The organism is Nocardiopsis sp. NPDC058789, assembly GCF_042745575.1.
Lineage (GTDB): Bacteria > Actinomycetota > Actinomycetes > Streptosporangiales > Streptosporangiaceae > Nocardiopsis > Nocardiopsis eucommiae.
On the sequence record NZ_JBHYOW010000009.1, the window covers coordinates 243,295 to 261,857 of the forward strand.

Below are 18,563 nucleotides of genomic sequence, written 5' to 3' on the forward strand. Positions count from 1 at the left end.
CATGGAACTGGCCGTCATCTGGTTCGTCGCCATCGCGGTCCTGTGGATCGGGTACTTCGTCCTGGAGGGATTCGACTTCGGGGTGGGCACCCTGCTGCCCTTCATGGGCAGGCGCAACTCCGTGGACCGACGGGTCACCATCAACTCCATCGGCCCGGTCTGGGACGCCAACGAGGTGTGGCTGCTCACGGCGGGCGGCGCCATGTTCGCCGCCTTCCCCGCCTGGTACGCGTCCCTGTTCAGCGGGTTCTACGTGCCGCTGTTCCTCATCCTCATCGCGCTCATCCTGCGCGGCGTGGCCTTCGAGTACCGGGGCAAGCGCGACGACCCCCGCTGGCAGGACTGGTGGGACCGGGCGATCTTCTTCGGCAGCTCCGTCCCCGCCTTCCTGTGGGGCGTCGCCTTCGCCAACATCGTCCGGGGCGTGGCGATGGACTCCGACCACATCGTGACCGCGTCCCTGCTGGACCTGCTCAACCCGTACGCCCTGCTCGGCGGGGTGACGACGCTGTCGCTGTTCACCCTGCACGGCGCCGTCTTCCTGACCCTCAAGACCGACGGGCCGGTCCGGGTCCGCGCCCGCCGGGCCACGCTGGTGGCCGCCTGCGTCGCGGTCCCCGCGGGCGCCGGGTTCCTGCTCTGGACCCAGTTCGCCCACGGCAAGCCGTGGACACTGCCGCTCGTGCTGATCGCAGCCCTGGCGCTGGTGGCCGGTGTGGTCGCCTCCTGGTACCGGCGCGAGGGATGGTCGTTCGTGGCCACGGCGGTGACCATCCTGGCCGCCGTGACCGCGCTGTTCGGGGCGCTGTTCCCCGACGTGCTCCCGTCCACCACCGACGCGGCCTTCAGCCTCACCGTCGAGAACGCCTCCTCCGCCGACTACACGCTCACCGTGATGTCGTGGGTGGCGCTGGTGTTCCTGCCGCTGGTGATCGGCTACCAGTCCTGGAGCTACTGGGTCTTCCGCAAGCGGGTCACCCGCGAACAGGTCAGCCTGTCCGCCCACGCCCCCGCCGCCCACGCCGCCACCCCCGGCACCACCGGTGGAGGCGGACCGGACCAGGCCTCCTGACCGGGGCCGGTCCCGTGTCGCCGTGCCCTCCGCCTCCCGCGTCGCCCCGGGTCGCGGAGGGTACGGCCCGACCGGGGGCCGACCCGGATACTGGAACCGGGCCCCGCACCCTGCCCCCGCGTACACGACGCATCCGCCCCACCAGCCCCACCGGTCCGGCCGGGCTCCGACGCCACGAGGTTCCTCGCAGATGAAACCGCTCGATCCACGACTGGTGCGCACCGCGGACGCGGTCAGGACCCACCTGGCCGTCACCGTCGTCAGCGGGGTGCTGATCACGGGCCTCATCCTCGCCCAGGCCTGGCTGCTCGCCCGGGTCATCACCGGGGTCTGGGCCGGAGAGGGGCTGGACGCCCTGGGCTGGATGATCGCCTCGGTGGCCGCCGTCGCGGTCGTCCGCGCCCTGCTGTCCTACCTCGCGGAGGCCTCCGCCCTGCACAGCGCCGCCCGCACGAAGTCACAGCTGCGGCGGCGGCTGGTCGCCCACGTGACCGGTTCGGGCAAGGTGTGGCTGGCGGAGGGCGGCGACCGGGAGGACGGGTCGCCCCGGGCCGGGGAACTCGTCACCCTGGCCACCCGGGGCCTGGACGCCCTCGACGAGTACTTCTCCCGCTACCTGCCCCAGCTCGTCCTGGCCTGCATCGTGCCGTTCGCGGTGCTGGCCGTCGTGTTCTGGGCGGACTGGATCTCCGGGATCGTCATCCTGGTGACGCTGCCGCTCATCCCGATCTTCATGGCGCTGATCGGCATGCACACCCAGCAGCGCACCGAACGCCAGTGGCGGCTGCTGAGCCGGTTGGGCGGGCACTTCCTCGACGTGGTGGAGGGGCTGCCGACCCTCGCGGTGTTCCGCCGCGCCAAGGCGCAGGCCGCGATCATCCGGAAGGTCGGGGAGGACCACCGGTCCGCGACCATGGGCACGCTGCGGATCGCGTTCCTCTCGGCCTTCGCCCTGGAGCTCCTGGCGACCCTCGCGGTGGCGCTGGTCGCCGTCGAGGTGGGGCTGCGCCTGCTGGGCGGGCACATGGACTACCAGACCGCCCTGCTGGTCCTGATCCTCGCCCCCGAGGCCTACCTGCCGCTGCGCGAGGTGGGGGCCCGCTTCCACGCGAGCATGGAGGGCGTGGCCGCCGCCGACCAGGTCTTCACCGAGCTGGATCGCAAGCGCGGGTCGCGGTCTCCGGACGGGGGCGGCGAGGAGCGGCCGACCCCGGCTCCGACCGGCGTCCCCTCCCCCGCCGCCTCGGGCGACATCCGGTTCGAGGGGGTGGGGCTGCTGTACCCGGGGCGCGAGGTGCCCGCCCTGTCCGGGCTGGACCTGACCGTCCGGTCCGGGGAGCACCTGCTGCTCACCGGCCCCAGCGGGTCCGGCAAGACCACCCTGCTGTCCCTCCTGCTGCGGCTCGGGGAACCCACCGAGGGGCGGATCAGCGTACGGGCGCCCGGGGGCGAGTGGACCCCGATGGACGACGTACCCCCCGACGACTGGCGGCTCGGCGTCGCCTGGGTCCCCCAGCACCCCTACCTGTTCGACGTGTCCGTCGCGGACAACATCCGGCTGGGCGCGCCCGACGCCGACATGGAGCGGGTGCGGGAGGCGGCCCGGCTGGCCGAGGCCGACACGTTCGTCTCCGCGCTCCCCGAGGGCTACGGGACCCGACTGGGCGAGCGGGGCGCGCGTCTGTCCGCCGGGCAGCGGCAGCGGATCGCCCTGGCCCGGGCGCTGTGCCGGGACGCGCCGCTGGTCCTGCTGGACGAGCCCACCGCGCACCTCGACCCCGAGAACGCCAGGGCGGTACGGACCGCCGTGGCCCGCCTGCTGGAGGGACGCACCGCCGTGATCGTCGCGCATGACACCGCATGGGCCGAGTCCGCACTCGGGGCCCGCCTCCGGACCGCCGCGCTTCCCCTGCTCACCCGGGAGGCCCGCCGATGAGCGCCGGGACGGCCCCGCCGGAGGTCGGTGGGCGGGAACGGCGCCGGGACCCGCTGCGCCGGATGATCGGTCTGGCCCGGCCCCGGAGCGCACGGTTCGCGCTGGGCGTGCTGCTCGGCGCCGCCGCCACCGGGTCGGGCGTGGCCCTGCTGGGCGTGGCCGCGTGGATGCTGGCGACCGCCGCCGACCACCCGTCGATCACCGCGCTGAGCGTGGCCGTGGTCGCCACCCGGGCGCTGGGGGTGAGCAAGGGCGTCACCCGCTACCTGGAACGGCTGGTCACCCACGACGCGGCGTTCCGGACCCTGGCCGAGGTGCGGGTCCGGGTGTACGAGCGGTTGGCCCGCACCGAACCGTTCGGCCGGTTCCGCTCCGGCGACCTGGTGTCGCGCCTGGTCAACGACACCGAGGCCACCCTCGACCTGCTGGTGCGCGGCCTCACCCCACCGTTGGTGTCGGTGGTCACCGGTGGGGCCACGGTGCTGTTCCTGACCGTGGTGTACGTCCCCGGGGGCCTGCTGCTCGCCGCGGGCCTGCTGCTCGCCGGACTCGCGGTGCCGCTGGCCGCCGCAGCGCTGGGGCGCGGCCCCGGACGGCGGGAGGCCCGCGCACGGGGCCGACTCTCCACGACCCTGGTCGACACCCTCCAGGGTGCTCCGGACCTGGTCGCCTACGGGGCCATGGAGCGTCAGGTGGCCCGGGTGAACGAGGCGGACGCCGAGCTCACGCGCGTGGCCCGACGGGACGCGGCCACCCTGGGGCTGAGTGCCGGGGCCACCGCCCTCATCACCGGGCTGACCGTGTGGGGCGCGCTCTTCCTGGGTGTGCTCGCCGTGGAGGAGGGGACGATCGGCCCGACCGCGCTGGCGGTGCTGGTGCTGACGACACTGGCCGCCTTCGAGATCGTCGCCCCGCTGCCCGCCGTCGCGGCCCGGCTGGGTGCGATCCGGGCCAGTGGCGAGCGACTGTTCGGCGTCCTGGACACGCCTCCCGCGGTCGCGCCGCCCGCGAGGGAGGGCCTGGAGATCGACCCTGACGCCGACGCCACGGTGCGGATCCGCGACCTGCGCGTGCGGTACGGCCCCGAGGAGCCGTGGGCGCTGGACGGGGTGGACCTGGAGATCCCCGCCGGGGAGACGGTCGCGGTGGTCGGTCCGAGCGGCGCGGGCAAGAGCACGCTCGCCTCGGTGCTGCTGCGCTTCCGGGACCCGGACGGCGGTCGTGTGGAGATCGGCGGGGTGGACGTGACCGACTACCCGGCCGACGAGGTCCGCCGGGTGGTGAGCGGGGTCCCCCAGGACCCGCACGTGTTCGCCTCCACGCTCCGGGAGAACCTGCGCCTGGCGAGCCCGGGAGCCGGGGACGAGGAGCTGTGGGCGGCGCTGCGCAGGGCGCGGCTGGCCGGTGAGGTCGAGGCGATGCCCAAGGGCCTGGACACCCAGGTGGGGTCGCACGGCATGGGCCTGAGCGGCGGGATGCGGCAGCGGCTGGCGCTGGCCCGCGCGGTGCTGGCCGCGCCGCGCGTGCTGGTGTTGGACGAGCCGACCGCGCACCTGGACCCGGACACCCGCGACGCTGTGGTGGACGACCTGCTCGACGCCGCCGAGGGGTTCTCGACCCTGCTCATCACCCACGACCTCACCGGGCTGGACCGGGTGGACCGCGTCCACGTGGTCCGCGACGGCCGGGTGATCCAGTCCGGAACGCACGCGGAGCTGATGGAGCAGGAAGGCTGGTACCGCGCCGTAGGCGTCCGTTGAGGGTGGTGGCGGGCGACGGGCGGGCTGGTACCGCGCCGTAGGCGTCCGTTGAGGGCGGTGGCGGGCGACGAGTGGAACCGGCCCTTCCGGGGCGCTAGTGTTCGCCCGTGAATCCCGTACGTGAGGTCTTCGGTGGTTTCGGCGTTCTGCTGCGCGGTCTGGCGATCGTGCTCCGTAAACCACGCCTGTTCCTGTTGGGCGCGCTGCCCGCTCTCGTGACGTCCCTGCTGTTCCTGGCGGCGCTGATCACGCTCGCGGTGAACCTGACGGACCTGGTCGCGTGGGCGACGCCGTTCGCCCGTGAGTGGGACACCGTCTGGCAGGGGCTGCTGCGCGGAGCCCTGTCCGTGGGTCTGCTCGCCGGGGCGGTCCTGATCATGGTGGTGGCGTTCACGACCGTCACCCTGACCCTGGGCGCGCCCGTCTACGACCGGATCGCGGAGCTGGTCGAACAGGAGCTGGGCGGGGCGCCCGAGGCACAGGACGAGTCCCTGGCCGCCGGGGTGGCCCGGGCGATCCGGCAGTCCCTGGGAATCGTGCTGGTCTCCCTCGTGGTGACCGTCTGCGCGTTCCTGCTGGGGCTGATCCCGCTGCTCGGCTGGCTGATCGGACCGGTCCTGACCGCCGTGATGGGCGGCTGGCTCCTGTGCATCGAACTGACGGCCAGCGCCTTCGACCGCCGTGGCCTGCTGCTCGTAAGCGACCGGCGCCGCTTCATGGGGACCCGGCGCTGGCGCGCCCTGGGCTTCGCGGTCCCCACCTACTTCCTGCTCGCGATCCCGTTCGTCGCCGTGGCGGTGTTCCCGGCGGCGACCGCCGGCGGGACCATCCTCGCGCGCGAGCTGCTGCCCGAGACGCCCCAGGAGCCGAGCACGTCGCCGGACTCCGACCCGAACCCGCCCGAGACACCGCAGAAGCCCCAGTAGCCACCTCAGGCCTCTGTGGGACCTCGACACACGAGGGGGCGGACGACTCCGGGTCGTCCGCCCCCTCCTCTCGTTCCCGTGCGGTCAGCGCAGGCCGGGGTCACGGCGCAGCGCCGTGGTGATCATGCGCTCGACGAGGGCGGCGTAGTCCAGGCCGGTGGCGCCCCACATCTGCGGGAAGGCCGACGACGGCGTGAAACCGGGCATCGTGTTGAGCTCGTTCACGAGGATCCGGCCGTCCTCGGTGTAGAAGAAGTCCACCCGGGCCAGCCCCTCGCAGCCCATGGCCTCGAAGACGTCGGCGGCCATCGCGCGCAGGCGGGCGGTGGCCTCCTCCGGGATCTCGGCGGGGATGGTGAGACCGCTCGTGGACAGGTACTTGGCCTCGAAGTCGTAGAAGTCGAAACCCTCGGCCACGTGCACCTCGGCGGGGAACGAGACGTCGGGGGTGCCGCCGTCCTCGGACTCCAGCACCCCGCACTCGATCTCGCGGCCGATGACCTGCGCCTCGACCAGCACCTTGGGGTCGTGCTCGCGGGCGGCCTCGACGGCGGCGACCACGGCGTCGGTGTCCGAGGAGTCCCGCACCTTGCTGATGCCGACGCTGCTCCCGGCGCGGGCGGGCTTGACGAACACCGTCCGGCCCAGCTCCGCGACGTCGTCCAGGACCTTCTTGCGCTCGGTCCGCCAGGTGCGCTCGGTGATCGCCACGTAGTCGCTGGTGGGGATGGAGTTGCCGACCAGCAGGGCCTTCATGAAGACCTTGTCCATGGCGGCGGCGCTGGAGAACACCCCGGCGCCCGCGTAGCGCACGCCCATCATCTCGAAGAGGCCCTGGATGGTGCCGTCCTCACCGAAGGGGCCGTGCAGCAGCGGCAGGACCACGTCGACCTCGGCCAGCCGCCGCGTGCCCTGGTCGGGGCTGACGGTCATGAGCTGGCCCGCCGTGTCGAAGGGCAGGGCGATGTCCGTGCCCTCCTCCGAGACGGTCGGCAGGGCCTTGGTCGCCGCGTCGATGCGCAGGCTCTCGGGATCGCCCGAGGTCAGGACCCAGTTGCCGGTGGGCGTGATCCCCACCGGGACGACCTCGTATCGGTCCTGGTCGATCACGGACAGGACGCTGCCCGCCGTGACGCAGGAGATCTCGTGCTCGGAACTACGACCGCCGAAGACGACGGCGACCCGAATCTTGCGCTGCTCGGACGACATGCTGCCTGACCCTATCTCGCCTGCTGATGAATCCGGTACGGGTGAAAAGCGCCCGTGTGTCACTTTCCCCCGTCGAGAGCCGCGAGGGCGTCCTCGATGAGGTCCCGGGGGTCCTCCAGGCCGATGGAGAACCGGACCGCGCCCGGGGAGACACCGGCGGCGGTCAGCTCGGCCTCGCTCATGTTCCGGTGCGAGGTCGACGCCACGTGCCCCGCCAGCGTGTGCGTGCCGCCGAGCGAGGCCGCGATGGTGGCCAGCTCCAGGCGGTCCGCGAAGGCCATGCCCTCGTCCCGGCCGCCGCGCGGGTGCACGGTGACCACGGCCCCGTGGCGGCCCTCGTCGAAGAGCTTGCCCGCGAGCTCGTGCCCGGGGTGCGAGGGCAGCGACGGGTGGTCGACCCGCTCCACCAGGGGGTGCCCCTCCAGGGCCCGGGCGAAGGCCGCGGCGGTCGCGCACTGGCGCTCGACCCGCAGCGGCAGGGTCTCCAGCCCCCGGTGCAGCAGGTAGGCCTCGTCCGGGGCCAGGCACGGCCCGAGGTCGATCCGGGCGGCGCGGACGCGGTCGATCAGGGCGGGGGCGGCCACGGCCACGCCGCCGGTGGTGTCGCTGTGCCCGCCCAGGTACTTGGTGGCCGAGTGCACGACGACGTCCGCGCCGAACTCCAGCGGGCGGCAGACCGCCGGGGAGGCGAACGTGGAGTCCACCACCAGGGCGGCGCCCGCCGCACGCGCGATCCGCGCCAGGCCGGGCAGGTCGGAGACGGTCATGGCCGGGTTGGACAGGGTCTCGGTGAACACCACCCGGGTCTCGGGGGTGACCGCCGCGGCCACGGCGTCGAGGTCGGTGACGTCCACGAAGTCCGTGCGCACGCCGAACCGGCGCATCAGCCGGTCCAGCAGCGAGTAGGTGTTGCCGTAGATCGAGCGGGAGGCCACCACGTGCGCCCCTGCCTCGGTGAGGGCGAGCAGCACGGTGCTGAGGGCCGCCATGCCGGAGGCGAAGGCCTGGCCGCGCACCCGGTCCGGGAGCCCCGCGCCCTCCAGCGCCGCGACCGCGTCCGCGAAGGCGTCCACGGTGGGGCTGTCGATGCGGGCGTAGGAGTAGCCGTCACGCGTACCGGCCAGCACGTCCGCGAACCCCTGCGAGGTGTCGAACGCGTAGGTGGTGGCGCGGTGGACGGGCATCCGCATGGGGCGTTCGGTGGGGACGGGGGCCTCCGGGGCCCGTACCGCCCGCGTGTGCTCCCCCGCGCTCCCGGAACCGGGTGTGTGTGTCATCGTGCTCGCTCTCAGACCCCGTAGCGCTCCGGCTTGGTGCTGCGTGACATGAACGCCAGCAGCGCCTGGGCCGGACTCATGTCGTGGTGCATCATCTTGACGACGGCCTCGGTGATGGGCATGTCGACCCCGTGGGTCCACCCGAGTTCGAGGATGGACTCGGAGGACTTGACCCCCTCCGCCGTCTGCTTCGTCTCCGCGACGACCTGTTCGAGGGTCTTGCCCGCGCCCAGTTTCTCACCGAAGGTCCGGTTCCGCGACAGCGGGGACGAGCATGTCGCCACCAGGTCGCCCATCCCGGCCAGACCGGACAGGGTGTGCTCGTCCGCGCCGAGCGTGACCGCGAGCCGGGTGGTCTCGGCCAGGCCCCGCGTGATCAGCGAGGCCTTGGTGTTGTCACCGAACCCCATGCCCTCCGCGACGCCGACCGCCAGGCCGATCACGTTCTTCATCGCGCCGCCGATCTCCACGCCCACCAGGTCGGTGCTGGTGTAGGGGCGGAAGTACGCGGACTTGAAGAGCCCCTGGAGGTGGACGGCGGTCTCCTCGTGCGGGCAGGCCACCACGGCGGTGGCGGGCTGGCGCTCGATGATCTCCCGGGCCAGGTTGGGGCCGGACACGACCGCGATCCGCTCCCGGGGCAGACCCAGGACCTCACCGACGACCTGGCTCATCCGCATGAGGGTGCCGAGCTCGACGCCCTTCATGAGGCTGACGACCACCGCGTCCTCCGCGATGTGCCCGCGCCAGGAGGCGAGGTTCTCCCGCAGGGTCTGCGAGGGGACGGCCAGCACCACGACCCGGGCGCCGGTGAGCGCCTCGGCCGGGTCCGTGGTGGCGCGCAGCCCCCCGTTGAGCGTGACCCCCGGGAAGTAGTCCGGGTTCTCCGAGGACTCGTTGACCGCGTCGACCACCTCGGCCCGGCGGCCCCACAGGACCACCTCGGCCACGGGGCCCTCGCCGTTCTTGCGCGCCAGGTCGGCCGCGTCCGCGACGATGTTGGCGAACGTGGTCCCCCAGGACCCGCTGCCCAGAACCGCGACCTTCACGTTCTCAGCGCTCATCTGGTCGCTCATGCCCCCGTGCTGTTCTTCCCGTTGTCGGTGTCGGCGCCCGCGTCCTCGGCGCCCACGATGTCGTTCCCGGCCTCCTCGCGCTCCGCGCGCCGGGCCTCGGCCTCCTGCTGGCGGGCCTTCCGGTAGTCGAAGGGCTCGGCGGGCGGCTGCTCACCGCGGATGCCCGCCTGGAGGGCGGTGATGTCGGCCATGATCGCCCGGGTGGCGCCGTCGAGGACGGTCGCGGTGAGCGGCTGGTCCCGGAACTCGGACAGGTCCACCGGCGGACCGGCGCTGAACTGGATGCGCTTGCGCGGGGGCAGCAGACGGGGCTTCTTCTCGCCGTAGGGCAGGATCTCCTGCTCACCCCAGTGCGCGACCGGGACGACCGGGACACCCGTGGTCAGGGCCAGCCGGGCCACGCCGTTCTTGGCGGTCATCGGCCACAGCTCGGGGTCGCGGGTGCAGGTGCCCTCCGGGTAGAAGATCACCGACGAACCGTCCTGGACCAGCGCCTTCTCCGCCTCACCCAGTGCCTTGACCGCGTCGGCGCTGCCGCGCTTGATCGGGATCTGGCCGGTGCTCCTGGCCACCGAGCGGACCACGGGGATCTTCATGACCCCGTCCTTCATGGTGAAGGTCGGCCAGCGGCGGGCACCGATGTAGAGGAAGTGCGCGACGGTCAGGGGGTCGGTCACCGACAGGTGGTTGGCGGCGATGATCACCCCGCCCTGGGCGGGCACGTTCTCGGTGCCCTTCCACTCGGGCTTGGTCACGAACCACAGGACGAACCGGACGATGCGGGACACGACCCACTTGACCCATCGCGATTCTCGTTGCTTGGCCACGGGGGACTCCTCACTTCTCGCTCCCGGCCCGGTCCGGACCACGGAAGCTCAACCGACTCAGTCTAGGACGTGTACCGAAGTTCCGGGTGACGCCGTCTCCGGCCCGGACGGACACACCCAGGGCGCCCGCGCCGCGCCGTACCCCGAAGGCCTACCCTCGTCACTGTCGTGGCCGTATCGACGTCCCGGGGGAAGCGTGACCGGCTTTGGAGAGCGTGACGGGGCCTCGCACCTCGGGGCGCGCTGGTCCCTGATCGTTCCAGTGAAGCACCTCGGTCGCGCCAAGACACGACTGGCCCGGGCCGCCGGGGACCTGCGGGAGGAACTGGCGCTCGCGATCGCCTGCGACACGGTGGCCGCCGCACTGGCGTGCGCGGCGACGGCGGCGGTGTTCGCCGTCACCGAGGACCCGCGTGCGCGCGCCGAACTGACGGAGCTGGGCGCGGCGGTGGTCGGCGGCGAGCCGGGCGGAGGTCTCAACCCCGCCCTGGAGCACGGGGCGCGGGTCGCCGCGGCCGGGTTCCCGGGGTTCGGCGTGTGCGCGCTCTCGGCCGACCTGCCCGCGCTGCGCCCGGAGGAGCTGGAGCGGGTCCTGACAGCCGCCTCGACCCACGGACGGTCGTTCCTGGCGGACACGCCCGGAGCGGGGACCACCCTGCTGGCCGCGGCGCCCGGCGGTCGACTGGCCCCGGCCTTCGAGGGGGCCTCACGCGCGCGTCACCTGGCCGGTGGAGCTCGGGAGCTGCTGATCCCCGACGTGGCGTCGGTCCGGCGGGACGTGGACACCCCTGAGGACCTGGCGGCCGTCGCGGAGATGGGCGTGGGCCCCCGGACGAGCGCGCTGCTGGAGCGTCTCCCGACCGGTCACGCGGACCGGACGCACGGGCGGGCCCGGTCCTGAGGCCGACGCCGGGACGCAGGGACCGCCCACGGGCGGCGACGACGTGCCCGGACCGGCCCCGGACAGCACTCCGCCCGGGCCCCTCGTGGGAACCCGGGCGGGTGCGTCCTGACCGCCTGGCGGCGGTGAGGGCTACTTCTTGTCGCCGTTGACGAGCGCCTTGAAGTCAGCGCCAGCGCGGAACTTCGGAACGAAGCTCGCGGGGACGTTGATCGTGGCGCCAGTGGCGGGGTTGCGCGCGGTACGAGCCGCACGCTCGGACTTCTCGAAAACGCCGAAGCCCGTGATGGCGACCTTGTCGCCCGACGCCACGGTGGCCTGAATGGTCTCAAGCACAGCGTTGACCGCTTCGGTCGCGGTCTTCTTGTCTCCGAGACGGTCGGAGATCGCGTCGATCAGGTCACGCTTGTTCATAAGGTTCCTCCGGTTCCCCCTTGCTCGCACGAAATTAGGGGAAGCAGAGGCCCTTACACAAATACAAACGCCCACGGGCAAGGCGTGTCGGGCCCCTTCCGACCTGCGAGGTCACCCTGCGCGACGGTGGGGAAGCATGGGGCGGGGGTGGTGAACCAGCCCCTTTTGCCCCCTTCTGTGGTCCTCAAAAGCCTACGTATAACCGGATTCCGGGCTCCGGCCACGCCGCGCTTAAGGACACAAAGACCGTAAGCGAGCGCTCACGTCAAGTAAAGGTAAAATTATTCGGGACCGGGGGTGCGCTGAGTCACAGCGACCCCCGATCCCGTGTCGGAGCGGCGTTCCGGAGCTAGAGCGTGACCGGCTTCCAGGGCTCCCTCGTGGTCTCGAACGCGCCGATCTCGTCCGTGTGACGGAGCGTCAGCGCGATGTCGTCCAGACCCTCCAGCAGACGCCAGCGGGTGTAGTCGTCGAGCTCGAACGGCTCCCGCACGTCCGCCCCCGGAGCGCGCACCTCGCGGGCGACGAGGTCCACGGTCACCTCGGTGGCGGGGTCGGCCTCGACGGCCGCCCACAGCCGGTCGATGACCTCCTGCGGCAGCAGGACGGTCAGCAGGCCGCCCTTGAGCGAGTTGCCCCGGAAGATGTCCGCGAAGCGCGAGGACAGCACGGCCCTGAAGCCGTAGTCCTGGAGCGCCCACACGGCGTGCTCACGGGAGGAACCGGTACCGAAGTCCGGCCCGGCCACCAGGACGGACGCGCCCTCGTACTCGGGACGGTTGAGCACGAAGTCCGGGTCGGACTTGCGCCACTCGGCGAACAGGCCGTCCTCGAACCCCGTGCGGCTGACCCGCTTGAGGTAGACGGCGGGGATGATCTGGTCGGTGTCGACGTTGCTGGAGCGCAGCGGGACGGCCCGACCGGTGTGGACGTCGAACTTCTCCATGGGAGGACTCTCCTGACGGGGTCGGGGACTACTGCGGGTCCAGGTCGGCGGGCGAGGACAGGGTGCCGCGCACGGCGGTGGCGGCGGCGACCTGCGGCGACACGAGGTGGGTGCGACCGCCCCGGCCCTGGCGCCCCTCGAAGTTGCGGTTGGAGGTGGAGGCGCTGCGCTCGCCCGGCTTGAGCTGGTCCGGGTTCATGCCGAGGCACATCGAGCAGCCCGCCTCGCGCCACTCGGCGCCCGCGTCGAGGAAGACCTGCCCCAGGCCCTCCTCGTTGGCCTGCTCCTTGACCCGCATGGAACCGGGCACCACGAGCATCCGGACGCCGTCCGCGACCCTGCGTCCGCGCACGATCTCGGCGGCCGCCCGCAGGTCCTCGATCCGGCCGTTGGTGCACGAGCCGAGGAAGACGGTGTCCACCCGCACCTCGCGCATCGGCGTCCCCGGCGCGAGGTCCATGTACCTGAGGGCCTTCTCGGCGGAGGCGCGCGCGGAGGGGTCCTCGTAGGACGCGGGGTCGGGCACCTCGGCGTCCAGCGGCACGCCCTGACCCGGGTTGGTGCCCCAGGTGACGAACGGGCTGAGCTCGTCGGCGTCCAGGACCACCTCGGCGTCGAACTCGGCACCCTCGTCGGTGCGCAGGCTCTTCCAGTGCTCGACGGCGGCGTCGAAGTCCGCGCCCTGAGGAGCGTGCGGGCGGCCCTGGACGTAGTCGAAGGTGGTCTGGTCCGGGGCGATCATCCCGGCGCGGGCGCCCGCCTCGATGGACATGTTGCACACCGTCATGCGGGCCTCCATGGACAGGGCCTCGATGGCCTCGCCCCGGTACTCGATGACGTAGCCCTGGCCGCCCCCGGTGCCGATCTTCGCGATCACGGCGAGGATGATGTCCTTGGCGGACACCCCGGGCCGGAGCGTGCCGTTGACGGTGACGGCCATGGTCCGGAACGGCTGCATGGGCAGGGTCTGGGTGGCCAGGACGTGCTCGACCTGGCTGGTGCCGATACCGAAGGCCAGGGCGCCGAACGCGCCGTGGGTGCTGGTGTGGCTGTCTCCGCAGACCACGGTCATGCCGGGCTGGGTGAGGCCGAGCTGGGGGCCGACCACGTGCACCACGCCCTGGTCGATGTCGCCCATGGGGTGCAGGCGCACACCGAAGTCGGAGCAGTTCTTGCGCAGGGTCTCGACCTGCTTGCGGGAGACCGGGTCCGCGATGGGGGCCAGGAGGTCCATCGTCGGGACGTTGTGGTCCTCGGTGGCGATGGTCAGGTCCGGGCGGCGCACGCCGCGACCCGCCAGGCGCAGGCCCTCGAAGGCCTGCGGACTGGTCACCTCGTGGACGAGGTGGAGGTCGATGTAGAGCAGGTCCGGCTCGCCGTCGGCACGCCGGACGACGTGCTCCTCCCAGACCTTCTCGGCCATCGTGCGTGCCATGGGCGATCGCCCCTCTCGTGTGTCGCGTCTCGTGCTCGCCTCGTCACGGGGTGCTTCGCCAGGGCCGCGGGCCTCGCGCACGGATGTGCGGCCGACTTGCATTCCATATTTCGAGACGGCAATATCAAGCCATGGACAACTCTAGCTCATCCAGCGGTGTCGGTGTCCTGGACAAGACGATGTCCGTCCTCGACGCCCTGGAGTCGGGGCCCGCGTCGCTGGCCCAGCTGGTCCAGATCACCGGTCTGGCCCGCCCCACCGCCCACCGTCTCGCCGTCGCCCTGGAACGGCACCGCATGGTCACCAGGGACAGCCAGGGCAGGTTCGTGCTCGGGCCGCGCCTGGGAGAGCTGTCGATCGCCACCGGCGAGGACCGCCTGCTCGCCGTGGCCGCGCCCGTCCTGGTCCAGCTGCGCGACCTGACCGGCGAGAGCGCCCAGCTCTACCGCCGCCAGGGCGACCTGCGCGTGTGCGTGGCAGCCTCCGAACGCAGCAGCGGCCTGCGCGACACCGTCCCGGTCGGCAGCGAACTGCCCATGAACGCCGGTTCGGCCGCCCAGGTCCTGCTGGCCTGGGAGGACTCCGACCGCATCCGCCGCTCGCTCGTGGGCGCCCGCTTCACCGCCGCCAGCCTCGCCCAGGTACGGCGCCGCCGCTGGGCCCAGAGCGTCGCGGAACGCGAGCAGGGCGTGGCCTCGGTCTCCGCTCCGGTGTCCGGCCCGGGCGGCCGCGTGATCGGGGCGGTGTCCGTCTCCGGTCCCATAGAGCGTCTGACCCGCTCCCCCGGCCGCATCCACTCGCAGGCCGTGGTGTCCGCCGCCGAGAAGATCAGCGAGTCACTGCACACCTACGAGGGCTCGCACTAGGCGCCCGACCACCACACCACCCCGGACCCGCACACCCCCTCCCCCACAGGAACGCGCACTGGCCGCGTCCGCCGAACCCGGCGGGCGCGGCCTCCGTCGTCCCCGGGGCGCCTCCGCGAGGGGCTCCGAAAGAGCGGCCCCGCCTCTGGACTCTTATTGACACTCTGTCTAACATGACGGAATGTCTCACAAGAACGTGACCGGGAACACAGACACCCGGGTCGAGCTCGACGCCTTCCGTGAGCTGCAACAGCTCGCCTACCAGGCCGCCAGCGACGTGGCGGCCACCCTCGAACCCGGTGTGACCGAACGCGAGGCCGCCCGGCGCGTCCGTGAACACCTGGAGGCGCGCGGCGTCCAGGACTGGTTCCACACCCCCTTCGCCTGGTTCGGGGACCGCACCGCCTTCCGGAACTTCCGCGTGCCGCTCCAGTTCTTCCCCACCGGACGTCGGTTGGAGGAGGGCATGCCCTTCATCCTCGACTGCGCCCCCGTCCGGGACGGCTACGTCGCGGACATCGGCTACTCCGGTTACCTGGGCGAGAACGCCCTGCACGACCTCCTCATGGACGACCTGCGCGCGCACCGGGACCTGATCGTGGAGCGGGTCGGGGCGGGCGACACCCTCCAGGACGTGTACCGCGCCGTGGACGCCCTCATCCGCGAACAGGGCCACGACAACCGGCACCGGGTCTACCCCGGCCGCGTCATCGCGCACCGGGTGGGCAGGGTCAGGTCCCGGCTGCCCCGGGCGATCGTCGCGGGGTTCGGCGTCCGCTCCCTCCAGACCCTGGTCGGGGACCTCGTCGTCGAACGCCTGCACCACCGCTCACCCCTGTGGGCGGACGGCGACGTCTCCGCGCACCCCGCCACCCCCGGCCTGTGGGCGGTCGAGCCCCACATCGGCTTCCGCGACATCGGGGTGAAGTTCGAGGAGATCCTCGTCGTCGCCGAGGACGGCGCCCACTGGCTCGACGACGACCTGCCGCACGTCCGCCGCTGGGCCCGGACGGCCCCCACCACCGCCGCGACCAGCCAGGAGACCGCGACCGTATGAGCACCCGCCCGCAGCACCGCGTCACCGCCACCGACGGCCAGCGCCTGGCCGTCTACTCCGCCGGGGACCCCGCCCGCCCCACCCTCGTCCTGGTCCACGGCTACCCGGACAACGCCACCGTCTGGGACGCCCTCGTCCACGACCTGGCCGCCGACCACCACGTCGTCACCTACGACGTCCGGGGCGCCGGGCGCTCCACCGCCCCCGACGACCGCTCCGGCTACCTGCTGGACCAGCTCGCGGACGACCTGCGCGCCGTGGTCGACTCCGTCAGCCCGGACCACCCCGTGCACGTGGTCGCGCACGACTGGGGCTCCATCCAGGCCTGGCACGCGGTCACCGAGCCCGAGCACTCCCCCCGCTTCGCGTCCTTCACCTCGATCTCCGGCCCCGACCTCGACCACGCGGGCCACTGGCTCCGAAAGGCCCCGGACGGGGTCCGCACCGTGCTGCGCCAGGCCGTGCGCTCCAGTTACATCGGGTTCTTCGGCACCCCCGGGCTGCCCGAGGCCGCCTGGCTCAGCGGGATCGGCGGCCTGGCCCTGGCCGGTCTGGAACGCGTCGGCGGCGGCCCCCGCGTGCCCGCCCGACGCGCCACCCGCGACTACCTCAACGGGCTGGCCCTGTACCGCGCCAACATGCTCCGCCGCTTCACCCGCCCCACCGAACGCCGCACCAGCGTGCCGGTGCAGGCCCTGGCCCCCACCCACGACGCGTTCATGGTCGACCAGCTCCAGTCCAACGCCGGGCGCTGGGTGGACGACTTCCGGTTCCACCGCTTCCAGGGCGGGCACTGGTCGGTCCGCTCCCGGCCCGCCCCCGTCGCCCGCCGCGTCCGCGCGTTCGTGGCCGAGATCGAGTCCGGGGCGCCCCGCCCGGTCCGCAACCTCACCGCCCAGCAGGCCCGCCGTCACGGCGGCGCGTTCGCCGGTCAGGTCGCCGTGATCACCGGGGCGGGCAGCGGTATCGGACGCTGTCTCGCCTTCGAGCTGGCCGAGCGCGGGGCGCGGATCGTCGCGGTCGACGTCAACGGGCCCGCCGCCGAACGGACCGCCGCGCTCTGTTCCCTGGTCACACCCGGCTCCGCGGCCCAGCGCGTGGACGTCACCGACGCCGCCGCCATGCACGCGCTCGCCGCGTGGGTGCGTGACGAGTACGGGGTGCCCGACATGGTGGTGAACAACGCCGGGATCGGTGTGGCCGGCCCCTTCCTGGAGGCCAGCACGGAGGACCTCGAACGGGTCGTGGACACCAACCTGTGGGGCGTGATCCACGGCGTCCGCGCCTTCGCGCCGATGATGGTGGAGGGCGGAGGCGGGGGCCGGATCGTCAACACGGCCTCGGCCGCCTCCTACCTGCCCTCACGCCTGTACGGCGCCTACTCGGCCACCAAGGCGGCGGTCCTCGGCCTGAGCCGTTCCCTGCGCGGTGAGCTCGCGGGCCGGGGGGTGTCCGTCACGGCGGTCTGCCCGGGCCTGATCGACACCGGGATCATCTCCAGCGCCCGCCTCTCCGGCATGGGCGAGGTGTCCCGGGCCAAGGAGCGGCTCAACCGGCTGTACCGGCTGCGCGGCTACACCCCGGAGAGGGCGGCGCGACGGATCGCCGACGCCGTCGAGTCCGACCCGGAGATCGTCCCGGTCACCAGTGAGGCCCACATCGGCCTGGCCCTGTCCCGGCTCTCTCCCGCCGCCCTGCGCGCGTACGCCCGGCTGGCGCCGCCGTCCTGAGCCGCTCCCGCCCCTCACTCCGACCCCTCGCCCCCTCGACTCGCCACGGAGGCCGACCATGAGCGGTGACGACGCGCTCGCGCCCACCACACCCGCACGGACCGGCGTGGACGAGCCCGACCGGCTCGTCCTGCACGCCCGCGACGTCCAGTTCGACTGGAGCACACTGGACCTGCACTGGATCCCCGGCGAACCCTTCGCCACCCACGTCATCAACGTCCTCCACCTGCTGCTGCCGGAGGGGGAACGCTGGTTCGTCGAGGTCTTCAAGCAGGCCGTCCCGCACATCACCGACGACGAGCTCCGCGAGCAGGTCCTCGGCTTCATCGGCCAGGAGGCCGTGCACGCCGAGGCCCACGCGGGCGTCCTCGACCACATGGACGCGCACGGGCTGGACCCGCGCCCCTACGTGGAACAGATCGCCTGGATGTTCCGGGTCGTGCTCGGGGACCGCGACCTGACCGGCGACCGCGAGTTCGCCTGGCTGCGGACCCGGCTCGCGGTGATCGCCGGGATCGAGCACTACACCGCCGTCCTGGGCCAGTGGGTGCTGGACGCCCGCGCGCTGGACGAGGTGGGCACCGACCCCACCATGCTGGACCTGCTGCGCTGGCACGGCGCGGAGGAGGTGGAGCACCGCGCCGTCGCCCACGACCTCTACGCGCACCTGGACGGCGGCTATCCGCGCCGCGCCCTGGCCATGGGGGTGGCCGCCTTCGCCCTGGCCGCGCTGTGGGTGCGCGGGGTCCGGTTCCTGGTCGCCAACGACCCCTATCTCCGGGGCCGGATCGGGGGACGCGCGCCGAAGGCCTCCTGGGCCCTGCGGGACGGTCGGCGCGGCCTGATCCCGCACCTGGGCCGGCTGGCCCGCGCCATCCCCGAGTACCTCCGCCGCAGGTACCACCCCTCGCACTACGGCTCCACCAGCCAGGCCGTCGCCTACCTGGCGGTCTCCCCCGCCGCCCGGGCCGCGGACGCCGCGGAGCGGGAGGCGGCACGCGGGGAGGGGTCCCGGTGACGGGCGCAACCCCTCGGGACGCGGACGGCCCGGACCGGGGCGACCGGCGGATCGCGCACAGCGCCGAGTCCTACGCGGACCCGCGCTCCCCGGTGTCGCTGTTCGGGCGGTCC

General features: G+C 72.9%; 16 protein-coding genes. 9 read left to right on the forward strand and 7 right to left on the reverse strand.

The genetic code is table 11. The features are described 5' to 3' along the window. Position 1: 1 nt before the first annotated feature. The 4 genes from cydB to ACFW3L_RS15960 all read left to right on the forward strand — a co-directional run bounded on the left by cydB (position 2) and on the right by ACFW3L_RS15960 (position 5,694). On the forward strand, positions 2 to 1,072 hold the full coding sequence (cydB, locus tag ACFW3L_RS15945) for a cytochrome d ubiquinol oxidase subunit II (RefSeq protein WP_378740937.1): 1,071 nt from the start codon (positions 2 to 4) through the stop codon (positions 1,070 to 1,072). Between the two features lie 190 nt (positions 1,073 to 1,262). After that, positions 1,263 to 3,008 carry a thiol reductant ABC exporter subunit CydD gene (cydD, locus tag ACFW3L_RS15950; protein ID WP_378740939.1) on the forward strand — a complete coding sequence of 582 codons (1,746 nt, stop codon included), beginning with the start codon at positions 1,263 to 1,265 and terminating at the stop codon, positions 3,006 to 3,008. Then, a complete protein-coding gene (gene cydC / locus ACFW3L_RS15955) occupies positions 3,005 to 4,768 on the forward strand; it encodes a thiol reductant ABC exporter subunit CydC (protein WP_378740942.1) in 1,764 nt (587 codons plus the stop codon). Before cydD ends, cydC begins: the two co-directional genes overlap by 4 nt. 107 nt (positions 4,769 to 4,875) lie before the next feature. Then, positions 4,876 to 5,694 carry an EI24 domain-containing protein gene (locus tag ACFW3L_RS15960; protein ID WP_378740944.1) on the forward strand — a complete coding sequence of 273 codons (819 nt, stop codon included), beginning with the start codon at positions 4,876 to 4,878 and terminating at the stop codon, positions 5,692 to 5,694. 84 nt (positions 5,695 to 5,778) lie between these two features. Here ACFW3L_RS15960 and ACFW3L_RS15965 read toward each other — a convergent pair whose 3' ends face one another. Genes ACFW3L_RS15965 through ACFW3L_RS15980 form a run of 4 tightly spaced genes read right to left on the reverse strand, consistent with a single transcriptional unit; the run spans position 5,779 to position 10,083 of the window. After that, positions 5,779 to 6,903, reverse strand: coding sequence for a D-alanine--D-alanine ligase family protein (locus ACFW3L_RS15965; protein ID WP_378740946.1), 1,125 nt, complete (start codon positions 6,901 to 6,903; stop codon positions 5,779 to 5,781). A gap of 59 nt (positions 6,904 to 6,962) precedes the next feature. After that, positions 6,963 to 8,180, reverse strand: a complete 1,218-nt coding sequence (locus tag ACFW3L_RS15970) for a trans-sulfuration enzyme family protein (protein ID WP_378740948.1) — start codon at positions 8,178 to 8,180, stop codon at positions 6,963 to 6,965. A gap of 11 nt (positions 8,181 to 8,191) precedes the next feature. Beyond that, positions 8,192 to 9,256, reverse strand: a complete 1,065-nt coding sequence (locus ACFW3L_RS15975) for an NAD(P)H-dependent glycerol-3-phosphate dehydrogenase (protein WP_378740950.1) — start codon at positions 9,254 to 9,256, stop codon at positions 8,192 to 8,194. Beyond that, positions 9,253 to 10,083, reverse strand: coding sequence for a lysophospholipid acyltransferase family protein (locus tag ACFW3L_RS15980; protein ID WP_378740952.1), 831 nt, complete (start codon positions 10,081 to 10,083; stop codon positions 9,253 to 9,255). Before ACFW3L_RS15980 ends, ACFW3L_RS15975 begins: the two co-directional genes overlap by 4 nt. Positions 10,084 to 10,279: 196 nt before the next feature. Between ACFW3L_RS15980 and cofC the strand changes: the two genes are divergently transcribed. Next, positions 10,280 to 10,984 carry a 2-phospho-L-lactate guanylyltransferase gene (cofC, locus tag ACFW3L_RS15985; RefSeq protein WP_378740954.1) on the forward strand — a complete coding sequence of 235 codons (705 nt, stop codon included), beginning with the start codon at positions 10,280 to 10,282 and terminating at the stop codon, positions 10,982 to 10,984. A 132-nt stretch (positions 10,985 to 11,116) separates the two neighbouring features. On the opposite strand, the gene ACFW3L_RS15990 is transcribed toward cofC, so the two are convergent. The 3 genes from ACFW3L_RS15990 to leuC form a co-directional block, all read right to left on the reverse strand. Then, complete coding sequence (locus tag ACFW3L_RS15990; protein WP_014910144.1) at positions 11,117 to 11,398, reverse strand: HU family DNA-binding protein; 282 nt, start codon at positions 11,396 to 11,398, stop codon at positions 11,117 to 11,119. Positions 11,399 to 11,747: 349 nt separating this feature from the next. Beyond that, positions 11,748 to 12,344 carry a 3-isopropylmalate dehydratase small subunit gene (gene leuD / locus ACFW3L_RS15995; RefSeq protein ID WP_378740956.1) on the reverse strand — a complete coding sequence of 199 codons (597 nt, stop codon included), beginning with the start codon at positions 12,342 to 12,344 and terminating at the stop codon, positions 11,748 to 11,750. A 28-nt stretch (positions 12,345 to 12,372) separates the two neighbouring features. Beyond that, positions 12,373 to 13,779 (reverse strand): 3-isopropylmalate dehydratase large subunit, encoded by a 1,407-nt coding sequence (leuC, locus tag ACFW3L_RS16000; protein ID WP_378740958.1) that lies wholly within the window; start codon positions 13,777 to 13,779, stop codon positions 12,373 to 12,375. Between the two features lie 179 nt (positions 13,780 to 13,958). Between leuC and ACFW3L_RS16005 the strand changes: the two genes are divergently transcribed. From ACFW3L_RS16005 to ACFW3L_RS16020, 4 genes are all read left to right on the forward strand, one after another. Next, entirely contained in the window at positions 13,959 to 14,645 is a 687-nt protein-coding gene (locus ACFW3L_RS16005) for an IclR family transcriptional regulator (RefSeq protein WP_281387326.1), read from the forward strand. Between the two features lie 181 nt (positions 14,646 to 14,826). Next, complete coding sequence (locus ACFW3L_RS16010; protein WP_378740960.1) at positions 14,827 to 15,702, forward strand: M24 family metallopeptidase; 876 nt, start codon at positions 14,827 to 14,829, stop codon at positions 15,700 to 15,702. Then, positions 15,699 to 17,432 carry an SDR family oxidoreductase gene (locus ACFW3L_RS16015; RefSeq protein ID WP_378740962.1) on the forward strand — a complete coding sequence of 578 codons (1,734 nt, stop codon included), beginning with the start codon at positions 15,699 to 15,701 and terminating at the stop codon, positions 17,430 to 17,432. Before ACFW3L_RS16010 ends, ACFW3L_RS16015 begins: the two co-directional genes overlap by 4 nt. Positions 17,433 to 17,490: 58 nt before the next feature. Further along, complete coding sequence (locus tag ACFW3L_RS16020) at positions 17,491 to 18,450, forward strand: metal-dependent hydrolase (RefSeq protein ID WP_378740964.1); 960 nt, start codon at positions 17,491 to 17,493, stop codon at positions 18,448 to 18,450. The last annotated feature ends 113 nt before the right edge of the window (positions 18,451 to 18,563 follow it).